The sequence below is a fragment of the Streptomyces sp. YS415 genome (assembly GCF_023544665.1).
In the GTDB taxonomy this organism is placed as follows: Bacteria; Actinomycetota; Actinomycetes; order Streptomycetales; family Streptomycetaceae; genus Streptomyces.
In genome coordinates, this window is record NZ_JAMJFL010000029.1 from 18,486 (window position 1) to 30,921 (window position 12,436).

The following is a 12,436-nucleotide window of genomic DNA, read 5'->3' on the forward strand; positions in this document are numbered from 1 at the left end:
GGGGCGGCGTGGATCCTGCGGACGGTGTGCGCTTCGCGGTGGTCGGAAACCCCGGCAACCGGCGGGTGTCGCTGTTCGCCGACGCGGTGCGCGCCTCCGGCCTGCCCGGTCCACGGGTGGTGCCGTGGGCGGACGTCCTCGGCGCGGGGGGAGCGGACTTCGCGCCCGAGGAGTACGTGCGGGTCGACTCTCCCGGTGAGGAGCCCGAGGTGGACCGCATGCTGCGGGGCGCCCTCGAGCCCACCCGGGTAGAGGGTTCGGCGCGCTGGTACGCCGGGTTCACGGCCGCGTTGCGCGGACTGCGCGGTGGGGTCCGGCTGGACGATCCGGGCGAGCTGGCCGTGCTGTTCGACAAGCGCCGCTGCCACGCCGTACTGGACGCGGCGGGGGTACCCGTGCCCTTCTCTCCCACCTCTGGGCCGGACGGCGCGCCGGTGCGCGGCTGGGACGACGTACGGGCGCTGATGCGCGAGCACCGGATGTCACGGCTCTTCGTCAAGCCCGCCCATGGTTCGTCGGCGTCCGGGGTCCTCGCCGTGGAGGCGGGGGGCGGGCGGATCAGGGCGACGACCTCCGTCGAGCTGACCGCGGACGGCCGACTGCACAATTCCCTGAAGGTGCGCCGCTACGAGCGGGAACGGGACGTCGCGGCGGTCGTGGACGCCCTGGCGCCCGACGGGCTGCATCTGGAACGGTGGGTGCCCAAGGCATCGCAGGAGGGCCGGGCCGCGGATCTCCGGGTGGTCGTGGTGGGCGGGCGGGCGACCCACGCCGTCGTGCGCACCAGCCGTACGCCGTTGACCAACCTCCATCTGGGCGGCCGCCGCGGTGATCTTGACGCGGCCCGTGATGCCGTCACGGCGGCGGGCGGGAGCTGGTCCGAGGTCCTGGCGGTGTGCGAGCGGGCCGCCGCCTGCTTCCCGCGCACCTTGTGTGTCGGCGTGGACCTGCTGCCTGCCGTCGGCTGGCGCCGGTCGTTCGTGGGCGAGGTCAACGCCTTCGGCGACCTGCTGCCGGGTCTGACCGGCCTGCCGGGCAGTGGCGCCGAGGGGCTGGACACCTACGGCGCGCAGGTGGCGGCGGTCATGCGTGCCCGAGCCCGACCCCAGGGCACCTGGCTCGGCGCGCTGCGCCCCCCGGCCCGGCCGCTGTGCGACACCCCTGCCGCACCCGTACTCGTATCGAACAGGAACACCGCATGACCGAGCCTGACATGAACGACGTCGTCGGCGATCACGACATCCTCCTCGTCACCCTGGACACGCTGCGCCACGACGTGGCCGAGGAGCTGGCGGCAGCGGGTCGCATCCCGCACCTGGCGAGCCGGCTGCCCGGCGGCCGCTGGGAGAAGCGGCACGCGCCGGGCAGTTTCACCTACGCCTCCCACCAGGCGATCTTCGCCGGTTTCCTGCCCACTCCGGCCGCTCCAGGTCCCCACCCCCGGCTGTTCGCGGCGACGTTCGCGGGCAGTGAGACCACCGCGGACGGCACGTTCGTCTACGACACGCCCGACTTTGTCAGCGGGCTGGCGAAGGCCGGCTACCGCACGGCGTGCATCGGCGGCGTGGGGTTCTTCAACAAGCAGGGCCCGCTCGGCTCGGTGCTGCCTGGCCTGTTCCAGGAGTCCCACTGGGAGCCGGAGTTCGGCGTCACCTCGCCCCGGTCCTTCGAGAAGCAGGTCGACCGCGCCGAGCGGATCGTCGCCGGACTTCCCGCCGAGCAGCGGCTGTTCCTCTTCGTGAACGTGTCCGCGCTGCATCAGCCGAACTGGTTCCATCTGCCCGGCGCCACCCGCGAGGCGGGCGACAGCCGCGCCACCCACGCCGCGGCCCTGGAGTACGTCGACCGGCACATCGGCCGCCTCTTCGACGCCATGCGTTCCCGGCGGCGCTGCTTCGCGATTGTCTGCTCCGACCACGGCACCGCCTACGGCGACGACGGCTACACCGGCCACCGCCTGGGGCACGAGTCCGTGTGGACCGTGCCCTACGCCCACTTCTTCCTCGACCCCGCCGAGGCCACCCGATGAGCACCAGCCTGACGACCCCCGCCGCAACGACCGCCGCGGCCCCGTCGACGAGTCCGTACCAGCACTACGTGTACGCCTACCCGCATAAGACCGCCTACCGTCCGCTGGACGACCGACCAGCGCTGAGCGACCTGTGGGCGACGGAGGACAAGAGCGCGCTCTCGCTCTACCTGCACATCCCGTTCTGCGAGGTGCGCTGCGGGTTCTGCAACCTCTTCACCCGCATCGGCGCCTCCGACGGCCTGACCGGCGCCTACCTGGACGCGCTGGAGCGGCAGGCCGGGGCGGTACGCGAGGCGCTCGGCGACGGCATCCGGTTCGCCACGGCGGCGTTCGGCGGCGGCACCCCCACCTTCCTCACCGCGCGCGAGCTGGAGCGGCTCTGCGACATCGCCGAGCACGGGATGGCCGCCGATCTGCTCGCCGTTCCGCTGTCGGTGGAGGCCTCGCCCGCCACGGCCACCGCCGACCGGCTCGCCGTCCTGGCGGAGCGCGGCACGACGCGGCTGAGCCTGGGCGTGCAGAGTTTCGTCGACTCCGAGGCGCGGGCTGCCGTACGCCCGCAGCGGCGCGCGGACGTCGAGGCCGCGCTCGGCCGTATCCGCGACACGGCCGTCCCGGTGCTGAACATCGACCTCATCTATGGCATCGACGGCCAGACCGAGCGGACCTGGCTGCGCTCGCTGGACGCGGCGCTCGCCTGGCGGCCCGAAGAGGTGTATCTCTACCCGCTCTACATCCGTCCCCTGACCGGCCTGAACCGCCACCGCCCGGACGCGGGCGGCCCCGACCCCGCGTGGGACGAGCAGCGGCTGCGCCTGTACCGCGCGGGCCGCGACCATCTGCTGGACCAGGGGTACGTCCAGCAGTCGATGCGGATGTTCCGCCGGGCCGACGCGCCGCCCCAGGGCGCGGACGACTACGCCTGCCAGACGGACGGCATGATCGGCCTCGGTTGCGGGGCCCGCTCGTACACGTCCGCGCTGCACTACTCGTTCGACTACGCCGTGGGCATGCACGAGATCCGCGGGATCATCGACGACTACGTCGCCACCACTGACTTCGGCCACGCAGCGGTGGGTTACCGCGTCGACCGCCCCGAGGCACGCCGCCGGCATCTGCTGCAGTCCCTCCTCCAGGCGGACGGCCTGGACACCGGCGACTACCGGGCCCGGTTCGGCGCCGAGCCCGGCGACGACTTCGGTGCCGAACTCGACGGCCTCGCCGCACAGGGCTGGCTGGAGGATCCCACCGCCACCCGCCTGCGACTGACCCCCGAGGGGCTCGCGCACTCCGACGCCGTCGGACCGCTGCTGTTCTCCTCCGCCGTGCGCGCCGCCATGGCCGCCTACAAGCGCAAGTGAGCGGCCCGTCATGGATCTGACCGTCCTGTACCGGGGCCCGCTCGCCTCCTGCGACTACGACTGCCCCTACTGCCCGTTCGCCAAGCGGCGGGACTCCACCTCCCATCTCCGCGCCGACCGGGCCGCCCTGCACCGCTTCGCCGACTGGGCCACCCGGCAGACCGAGGACCGCCTCTCCCTGCTGTTCACCCCGTGGGGCGAGGGTCTGGTCCGCTCCTGGTACCGCAACACCCTCGCCAACCTGTCCCACCTGCCGCACATCCGGCGCGTCGCGATCCAGACCAACCTGAGCTGCCGTACCGACTGGCTCGACACGGCCGACCGCGACACGCTCGCCCTGTGGTGCACCTACCACCCGGGCCAGACGCCCTACGACCGGTTCCTCGCCAAGTGCCGCGACCTCGCCGAACGCGGAGTCCGCTACAGCGTCGGCGTGGTCGGACTGCCCGACCACCTCCCGGCCGCCCGCCGTCTGCGCGACGACCTCCCCGACCACGTCTACCTGTGGATCAACGCGGCGGAAGGGCACACCTATCGGGACGCCGAGGCCGAGGAGTGGACCGCGCTGGACCCGCTGTTCCCCTACAGCCGCACCCCGCACACCAGCGCCGGACTGCCTTGCCGCACCGGCGAGTCCGTGATTTCCGTCGATGGCGAAGGCACCGTGCGCCGCTGCCACTTCGTCCGCGCCGAGCTCGGCAACCTGTACGACGGCACCTACCGCTCCGCCCTGCGCCCGCGCCCGTGTCCGCTGGCCGTGTGCGACTGCCACATCGGCTACGTGCACCTGGAGACTCTGCCGCTGTACGACGTCTTCGCAGGCGGCGTGCTGGAGAGAATCCCGGCGGCCGTGGCACGGAAGGGCAGGTAGGGCTCCGTACCGTCACCAGGATCGCCACCCGCGACGACCACAACACCCTTGCCCGCAGTTGGAACATGTGTGCCCTAGGCAGCCCGGGCGAACAATCCTGGCCATGCGGCACAGACACGCACAGGTAACCTTCGTTCCATCACTGCGAGATGCTGTACGCCAGTAAGAACGCCTGGTCGTACCAGGCGATGCCCAGGATGACAGTGCCGCCGCCGCTCGGGTTGTCCTGCTCAACCTCGAAGTACGTGGCCAGCCAGTCCCACGGCATGTGCTCCTCCGGCCACGACCTGCAGGTTCGTCGAGTACCGGTAGTTCTGCTGGACGCGGCGATGGTGCGATCGCGGGTGGGCACCAGGGTGCCATCGACGATATAGACGGGGTCCTTGCGCGGCCGACGCGTGAACGAGACGGCCAGCAGCGGTGCGAGAAGGTCCAAGACACGGTCGGCCGCGGACTTCAAGACTCCGAACAACGGCGCCACCTGCCGCACGGTGAGGTTCGTGCGCCAGTACGTCGCCATAGCAACACCCGGTCCTCAAGCGACAGCCGCCACGGCCGGCCACGCTGAACGTCGCTGCCTCGGCGCCGTACCAGTGCCACCAGCCTGCCAAACTGAACCTCGGTCAGGCCCGGAAACGGCTCGATCCACTTCAGATCATCTGCTGAGATCACCCCACCCATGCCCGACGAACGCACCAACCGCCCCACCGGTTGCGGGACAACCTGTAGCTGGGCAATCCCCTTGTTCGGCGCTCGCCTTTCTCACGACACGGCCTCCCCGGTGGGGTGCCCAGGCAGTACGCAGCGATGAAGCTCCCGGCGGAAGGGGGCGGCGACCAACCAGCCGCCGACTGGCGGGAGTTTCGCCGTGACCGCCCGCGAGCACCGGCTGCTGCCGGTGGACACCGGCAGCAGCCCACAACCCTCAGGAGCGGCACGGGACGGCTGTGCCGCTTGGGTGTCCGCGTCGGCGGGCAGGATGCCTTGCCATGTCCTTGGCAAGACGGAGGGGGAGATCATGACCACGATACGTACCCGAAGACGCTTACGGTCGTCGACCAGTCACCGGCCGCGCCTCACGGCGCTCTCGGCGGTCCTTGCGAGTCTCGCCGTGGCGTTGGGTGCGGCGCCCGGACCTGCGCGGGCCGACACTGCGTTCACCGCGAGGGTTGACTTCGGTACAGCGGCCACCGTGCCGGTCACTGGCCACCTGCTCGACTACGGGCAGGCGTACGGCGCCCGCACCGGCCCGCACCAGGGCACCGGCCTCACCTACGGCTGGACGCGGACCGACGCCGCCACACCGCTCAGCCTCATCGGCAACGGCCGTGACCGGGGATCAGCCGAGCCCGACCGGCTGCGGGCCACCCTCATGCACATGCAACTGCCCGCTGGATCCGCCGGGGTGACCACCCCCGGCCGGTGGGAGATCGCGGTCCCGGACGGCACGTACTCCGTCACCGTCACGGTCGGGGACGCCGCCCACACCAACAGCGTCCACGCCCTCCAGGTCGAGGACCAGAACGCGGTCGACGGCTTCGTTCCGACCACCGCCACCCGGTACGCGACCCGCACCGTCACGCCCACCGTGACCGACGGACGGCTCACCGTCAGCCCCGTGACCGGCACCAACACCAAGATCACGCATCTGGCCATTGTGCCGGTCGCCGACGCTGCCACCCGTCCCGCCGTGCGTGCCGTGACCCCCGCCAACACCGCGACGGGCGCCCCGCCCACCGGCAGTGTCGTCGCGGACCTCCGCCTCATCGGCGGCGGCGTCGACGCCGCCACGCTCACCGCCTCCACCGTCACGCTCACCGAGGCCGCGACCGGCACGCCCGTCGCCGCCCGCGTCGTCACCAGCGGCGGCGGGGACGTCGTCAACCTGTCACCCACCGCCGGGCTGAAGCCGCACACCCGCTACCGGTTCGCCGTCACCGGCGGCGTCAAGGACCTGGACGGCCGAAGCTTCCTCCCCTGGCAGTCGGTGTTCACCACCGGAGCGGAAACGGGCGGCGGCACCATCGCGTTCGACAAAGTCACCGGCGTGGCCTCCGGCCGGAGCTTCACCTCCGTGGTGAAGGGACCGGACGGCAGGCTGTACGCGGCCACCCTCGACGGCTACATCATGCGGTACGCCATCGCCGGCGACGGCACCCTCACCGACGGCCGGGCGATCACCAGCGTCCGGGACGACGCCGCCGCGCGGGGCCTGCCGGGCGCGCCGGCCCGCACCGTCATCGGCATGGCCTTCGACCCGGCCTCGACGGCGAGCGCCCCCGTGCTGTGGATCTCCTCCAACACCATGTATCCGGGCGGCACCCCCGCCGAGCCGGACTGGTCCAGCGCTGTCGGCCGCCTCAGCGGCCCTGACCTGTCCGTGTACACCGAGGTCGTCAGCCGCCTGCCGCGGTCGGTGAAGGACCACGAGACCAACTCCCTCGCGTTCGGCCCGGACGGCGCCCTCTACGTGAGCCAGGGCGCCAACAACGCCATGGGCGCCCCCGACCCGGTCTGGGCCAACCGGCCCGAACGCCTGCTCAGCGCCGCCATCCTGCGCCTCGACCCGGCGAAGCTCCCCGCCGCGCTGCCGCTCGACGTGCGAACCGAGAGCCCCGGCACCTACAACCCCTACGCCCCCGGCGCCCCGCTGACGCTGTACGCCACCGGCGTGCGCAACGCCTTCGACCTCGTGTGGCACAGCAACGGGCACCTGTACACCCCGACCAACGGCTCGGCCGCCGGGGGCAACACCCCCGCCACGCCGTCGCCGCTGCCCGGCTCCTGCGCGCGCCGGATCGACGCGGCCGCGCACGGCACGTACACCGGACCGCCCGTCCCGGCGATCACCTCGAACCGCGCCGCCGAGACGGACTACGTCTTCGACGTCAAGCGGGGCCGCTACTACGGCCATCCGAACCCGGCCCGCTGCGAGTGGGTGCTGGCGGGTGGCAACCCGACGTTCGGCACCGACCCGTTCGAGACCGCCGACTACCCGGTGGGCACCCTCCCCGACCGCAACCTCGACCTCGCGGGCATGTACGACGCGGGCCTGCACGCCTCCGCGAACGGCGTCGTCGAGTACCGGGGCGGCGCCTTCGGGGGTGCGCTGCGTGGCAGTCTCCTCGTGGTCCGCTACAGCAGCGGCCAGGACATCGAGGTCTTCGGCGCCGACGCGCAGGGCAGGCTCTCCGCGCCGACGCGGGGCATCACCGGGTTCACCGGCTTCCAGCAGCCGCTGGATGTCACCGAGGACACCGCCACCGGCAACCTGTACGTGACGGAGCTCGGCGCCTCCCGGATCACCCTGCTGAGGCCGCGCGCGAGCATGGGCTGACGCGAAGGGTGCGGTCCCCGGCCTTCGCGCCGGGGGCCGCGCCCTTTGAACGGCTGGCAGCTGGCCGAGTTCGCCGGCCACCGCGAGCGCGGTCTCCGTCACGGTCAGCCCGTGGCCGGCCCGCAGCCGCACCACGTCCGGGTCGGACGCCGTCCTCGGCGGCCGCTCCCCGGTAGCTCCGGCCACTGGCAGGCGACCTGGACGCCGTACTGGGTGGGGAACCACACCCGGGTCCGTCAGGGCGAGCCGGCCGAGCAGGCCCTGACTGCGCGGTTTGGCCAGCCGACGCCTCGTCTGCTCGATCCGCACCCCCGGCGCGATCACCAGGCGCATCTGTTCCGTGGTGGCCATCCGCTACTGCACCAACACCGCCAAAGCCAGCCGGTCCCCGCCACCCGCGTCCACATCGCTCACCACGGATCCTCCCGCTTCGCAACGGTGCGGCATCGACTCATTCGGTCTCGCGCGTACGACGAAGCGCAACAGCCGTCCCCGACCGGGACTGCGACCACGAACGCCCAACCACGGCCACAGTGCGACAACACCTCCCCGACCAGGCCGACAACCCTGCCGACAGCCGCTCCGCATGTGCGCTGTCCCGCCGCGGAACCTACGGAATGTTCAGCCCCGTCGCCCGAGAACCCCGGAACCACCCCCGCCGGACGATCACCTGCTAGTGATCACGCCCGTAGCCTGCGCGAGCACACCATCCCAGCTCAAGGAGCGAACAGCTTCCAGTGCCCCTCGGAGACGACTTCGACGCTGCCGTCGGTCACCTTGATCGCGGTCTCGTCGTCGATCGCGTACCCCGGGTGCGGGATCCCGGCGGCCCAGTTCTGCGCGTTGGCCATGGAGTTGTCCGGGAGATTCTCGTGGTCCAGGTGCGGGAAGATCGAGAAGTCGACCATGCCTAGCGCACCGTCGCCACCGGTGGGCGGCTTCCAGACTTGGGACTCGCTGAAGTCCTTCCCGACGCTGGGGGCCATCACCATGCTCCCAGCGCTCGCTCCCACGTAGATCGTCTCGGACAGCGACGGCAGCAGGTCGGCCAGCCCGGACTGCCGCATCCAGTGACACAGATACAGGGCATCGCCGCCACCTGCCAGGAGGACATCGGCCTCTCGGACCGAGGGGAGCCACAGTTCCTCGCCGAGGCTGGGCAGCGCGGTGAGCTCCAGCACCCCCAGCGACTTCCAGCCCACCTCGCACAGGGAGATGACAGATCGTCCACTGATGAACCGCCATGCCGAACCAGCACCGCCGGGCATGGCATACGCCGCGGTGGGGATGCACAGGGCGTTGGCCTGGTCAACCGGTTTGCCCAGCAAGTCGACCAGGGCGTCGTGGATGCTCGCGTTCTTGATGCCGGCGGATGTGAGAAGAAGCCGCACGGAACCTCCCTATCCGAATGCGATGAAGCGGTGTGGCATACAGACTTGGGACCACCTCGAAACTCATCGCTACCGAAAGGGCGCTTGGTGCTCGGCCGCCAGAAGGGAGCGCACGCATTCGTCCCGACGTCGGCGTTGGGCCAGGGCGTGTGCTATGTCGGTGTAGTAGCGCGCCCGGCGTTCCACGCTGGGCAGGTTTTGCTGTGGCAGTGCACGGGCGGCGGCCAGGGCGGCGGAGGGGTCGCCGGTGGAGAACTCGGCGGAGATGCGATGGACGGGAAGACAACCCGGCTGGGCGAGCTCTCCACGCCACCCTGTTGGCACTTGTGGAAGCCGGCTTGCTGGAAGTCGCGCGAAGATGACGAGGAGTGTCGGTGGGCGTCCACCACGTTCTCAACGTGTTCGACGACTGAACTGAGGCCGCCAAACTGGTGGTAGCCAATGACGCGGGCCACGATGCTCGGCCGCTGGGGTGTGGGCACACCGGTACATGCACCCATCGAGTCAGGGGCGGGTGCCGCCCGAACTCGTGAGCATCGACTTGGCCGCCGTCAGAGCGCCTTTCGGGCTTGTCGACAAACGATTCCCGTTCTCGGGCTCTGGCCCAAATCATGTCGAGCGTTTGCTCTCCGTCGCAGTATTGCCTCGGACAGGCACTCAGTCGGTGGAGATCACCGGTTTCGGACGGTCCACCTGGTGAGCGGTGGTCGACGAGGCGCAGTCGGAAGCGGCCAGTAGCCTCAGGCACCATGGGCATTCAGATCGATGTAGTGGTGGGTTACCCGATCAACGATGAGGTGGAGAGGGTGCTCGGGTTGACTGAGGCGGTCGGCGAGCCCGTCACTGTCACGTTCATGTGGGAGGGGCGTGAAGAGGCGGAACGCGCGGTGTTGGTGCCCGCGGCCACGTTAGCGCTCTGGGAACATTGGGCGCCCACCGCCTACGCAACGAGTGACGCTGGGGACGAGAACCGGCCTGTGGTGGAGGAGCCGGAACTGGCCCACCCAGCGGAATTCGGCGCGTTCACGCTCTTTCGTCGTCGGGTGGGAGGGCGCACGGCGGTTGCGCGCAAAGGCGTGGTGGTCGCCGAGCTTCTGGACCCCGACGAGGCGCACTGGCTCCAGGAGCAGGCCCGCAATGTCCGCCAAGGTTTCATGGATCCGAAGCAGAAGGCGGCGTTCGAGGAGTTCCTTGCCCGGCAGGCATCCCTCGATGAGTAGTGGCGCGCCGATTCATGCTTCGTGGCTTTGTGATTGATCTTGGGGCTCCGGTCGGCGCACCCGTAACGACACCACGACGAACTTGCCGACTGCTGGCAGATCACGAGGGAACCGCAGGTAAGGGCCGTGTATTCGGTCCGACCGGCACCCGCATCCCGAGCATGCTGCCCGGCCGGCGGTCGTGCGAGCCTCGACCCGGACGACCGTGTCGGACACCTCGACGGATTCCGCGAACACGCCCTCCATCGAGGAGAACAGCAACTCATCCAGCTGCGACCGTACTTGGTTCACGGCATAGCACTGTCTTGTGGCTGGATGTGAGGGTCACCTCGTGCTACACCCGCATCACCAAGTAGGTAACCGCCGCGGCGGCAACGCGCCCATGGCTGTCATCGAGCTGGTCGAGGCGCTGACGGTCGCGCAGCAGGCGACGGGTGAGGCCGAGGCCGCCACCAAGCGTGCCCCCAAGGGCGCCGAGGCTGCTCCGGCTGCCGAGGATGCCAAGGTCGACACGACCAAAGCCACCGAAGTGGAGGACACCGCCAAGACTCCGGTGAGGAGTCCAAGGACGCCTGACGCTTCCGCGTCGCGACGGGCCCGCCCCGTCGGGGGGAGGGCCCGTTCGCGTTGTCGGGCGTCGGTGTCGGCGCTGTCGCGCGGTGGTGTTGGCGGCGTTCGCGTTGTTGGCGGAAAGGCAGGGCAACCTCACAGCGGGCTCGTAGGTCATGCATACGGCGTCACCGATCCGGGGCGCTGGATGTTCGACTCACGGGGGTTCCATGACGTCTCTCGCCGCGGTGCGGCAGACCATCTCAGTGTTCGCGCTGGCCGCGCTGGCCGGCACGGCGCTCGCTGTTCCGGCCAGCGCCAGTGCCCAGGAGGAACCGCTGCCGGTCTCCGTGACCGGCCCCGACAGCGTGAACCTTTCGCTGCAACCGGAGTCCGGTGAGCCGGGCGAGCCGGGTGAGCCACAGGTCGAGCTCGGACTCCGGGCCCCCGGTGAGCCGGTGCCGGACGAGAACGGAGCCATCTATCCGATCCACCAGGGCGACTACACGGTCACGGTGGACGCGAGCTCCCTGGCCGGTGTCGCCGCCGTCGACTTCTCCCGCCTGGGCGGGTGGCAGGGCTGCTCCGTCGACGGGCTGGTCGCAACCTGCAGCGACTACGAGATCTACGCCGGCCAGGACTACAACGACCTGGGCGGCATCAGACTCGACGTGACCGACGAGAGCGCCGCGGGCGACTTCGGCACCATCGAGGTCACGGCCGCGGGCGAGGGCCTGGCCTTCACCGGGCACACGGTGGACGTGCTGGTCGGCGGCCCCGAGCTGCAGATGAAGCAGCTGACCGAGCCCGCGGGCTTCCGGGCCGGCGACACCTTCCAGGCGCCGCTGGGCTTCCGCAACCTGGGCGCCCTCGGTGGCAAGGGCGTCGTGCTGCAGATCTCCGGCAGCCGGGGCCTCTCCTTCCCCAGCACCTACGGCAACTGCTGGTACGACCCGCGTGACCCCGACAAGCTGCTCGATCGCTCCACGGCCCTCTGTGTCTTCGACACCGAGTTCGCCGGCGGCGCGGCCTACGGGCTGAACGCCCCGTTCCCGATCGGGACGGCCGGCTTCGCGCTCTACGACTCGATGTACTACACCTTCAGCGCGGTGCCCGCCGACCAGGTGGCCGACCTGCTGGCCGAGGGCGACTACCAGGCCGGTGCCGGGCCCGACCTGGAACTGGTGCGGCTGCCGGACGCCGACCCCGCGGGCTACACCCAGCACGCGGAGACGGACTTCCCGACGACGAACACCTTCGACCTCGATCTGACGGGTGAGCGGCTGCGGGCCCGCAAGGGCGAGACGGTGTCGGTCGACGTCGGCTTCGCCAACCACGGCCCCGCCTGGCTCGCCGTGCTGCGCTCCGGCGGCGAGCCGATCTCCTTCTGGGTCGACCTTCCCCCGGGGACCACGGCCACCACGGTCCCCGAGGGCTGCCAGGCCGCCGGCTGGGAGGGCGCCGAGGGCGACTACCTCTGCTTCGTTGACACCCCGATCCTGGAGGACGCCTCCCACACGTTCACCTTCGGCCTCCGCGTCGACGAGGTGATCAGGAACGCCACCGGCCGGGCGTTCTTCGCGTACACGATGCCCAACGAGGGCAATCCGGCGAACGACTCCGGCGCCATCGTGCTGAACCCGAGGGGCCGGCTCTGATCGACGGCAGTGCGGGC

10 protein-coding genes and 2 pseudogenes are annotated in these 12,436 nt (G+C 70.7%); 8 read left to right on the top strand and 4 right to left on the bottom strand.

Annotated elements, in window-relative coordinates; translation table 11 throughout:
• Nucleotides 1-8: 8 nt before the first annotated feature.
• Genes M8H82_RS28910 through M8H82_RS28925 form a run of 4 tightly spaced genes read left to right on the top strand, consistent with a single transcriptional unit; the run spans nucleotide 9 to nucleotide 4,264 of the window.
• Nucleotides 9-1,202, top strand: a complete 1,194-nt coding sequence (locus M8H82_RS28910; protein WP_250078020.1) for an STM4014 family protein — start codon at nucleotides 9-11, stop codon at nucleotides 1,200-1,202.
• An 11-nt stretch (nucleotides 1,203-1,213) separates the two neighbouring features.
• Nucleotides 1,214-2,029 carry an STM4013/SEN3800 family hydrolase gene (locus M8H82_RS28915; RefSeq protein WP_250078078.1) on the top strand — a complete coding sequence of 272 codons (816 nt, stop codon included), beginning with the start codon at nucleotides 1,214-1,216 and terminating at the stop codon, nucleotides 2,027-2,029.
• On the top strand, nucleotides 2,026-3,393 hold the full coding sequence (locus tag M8H82_RS28920; protein ID WP_250078021.1) for an STM4012 family radical SAM protein: 1,368 nt from the start codon (nucleotides 2,026-2,028) through the stop codon (nucleotides 3,391-3,393). Before M8H82_RS28915 ends, M8H82_RS28920 begins: the two co-directional genes overlap by 4 nt.
• A 10-nt stretch (nucleotides 3,394-3,403) precedes the next feature.
• Nucleotides 3,404-4,264, top strand: a complete 861-nt coding sequence (locus tag M8H82_RS28925; protein ID WP_250078022.1) for an STM4011 family radical SAM protein — start codon at nucleotides 3,404-3,406, stop codon at nucleotides 4,262-4,264.
• Nucleotides 4,265-4,403: 139 nt separating this feature from the next.
• Here the strand turns inward: M8H82_RS28925 and M8H82_RS36525 are convergent, their stop codons facing one another.
• A complete protein-coding gene (locus tag M8H82_RS36525) occupies nucleotides 4,404-4,532 on the bottom strand; it encodes a hypothetical protein (RefSeq protein WP_284049471.1) in 129 nt (42 codons plus the stop codon).
• 13 nt (nucleotides 4,533-4,545) lie between these two features.
• Nucleotides 4,546-4,945: pseudogene (locus M8H82_RS28930) on the bottom strand (transposase family protein); the annotation flags it as partial.
• 511 nt (nucleotides 4,946-5,456) lie between these two features.
• On the opposite strand from M8H82_RS28930, the gene M8H82_RS28935 reads away from it, so the two are divergent.
• Nucleotides 5,457-7,601 (top strand): Ig-like domain-containing protein, encoded by a 2,145-nt coding sequence (locus M8H82_RS28935; protein WP_250078023.1) that lies wholly within the window; start codon nucleotides 5,457-5,459, stop codon nucleotides 7,599-7,601.
• A gap of 716 nt (nucleotides 7,602-8,317) precedes the next feature.
• Here M8H82_RS28935 and M8H82_RS28940 read toward each other — a convergent pair.
• Nucleotides 8,318-8,992, bottom strand: a complete 675-nt coding sequence (locus M8H82_RS28940; protein ID WP_250078024.1) for a Type 1 glutamine amidotransferase-like domain-containing protein — start codon at nucleotides 8,990-8,992, stop codon at nucleotides 8,318-8,320.
• A gap of 749 nt (nucleotides 8,993-9,741) precedes the next feature.
• Between M8H82_RS28940 and M8H82_RS28945 the strand changes: the two genes are divergently transcribed.
• Nucleotides 9,742-10,212: a hypothetical protein gene (locus tag M8H82_RS28945; protein WP_250078025.1), complete on the top strand. Its 471-nt coding sequence runs from the start codon at nucleotides 9,742-9,744 to the stop codon at nucleotides 10,210-10,212.
• 12 nt (nucleotides 10,213-10,224) lie between these two features.
• Here M8H82_RS28945 and M8H82_RS36840 read toward each other — a convergent pair whose 3' ends face one another.
• Nucleotides 10,225-10,458: a transposase family protein gene (locus M8H82_RS36840; RefSeq protein ID WP_374211711.1), complete on the bottom strand. Its 234-nt coding sequence runs from the start codon at nucleotides 10,456-10,458 to the stop codon at nucleotides 10,225-10,227.
• Between the two features lie 89 nt (nucleotides 10,459-10,547).
• Here M8H82_RS36840 and M8H82_RS28950 point away from each other — a divergent pair.
• Nucleotides 10,548-10,788, top strand: a pseudogene (locus M8H82_RS28950) (50S ribosomal protein L17); the annotation flags it as partial.
• Between the two features lie 203 nt (nucleotides 10,789-10,991).
• Nucleotides 10,992-12,419 carry a hypothetical protein gene (locus M8H82_RS28955; RefSeq protein WP_250078026.1) on the top strand — a complete coding sequence of 476 codons (1,428 nt, stop codon included), beginning with the start codon at nucleotides 10,992-10,994 and terminating at the stop codon, nucleotides 12,417-12,419.
• Nucleotides 12,420-12,436 lie beyond the last annotated feature (17 nt).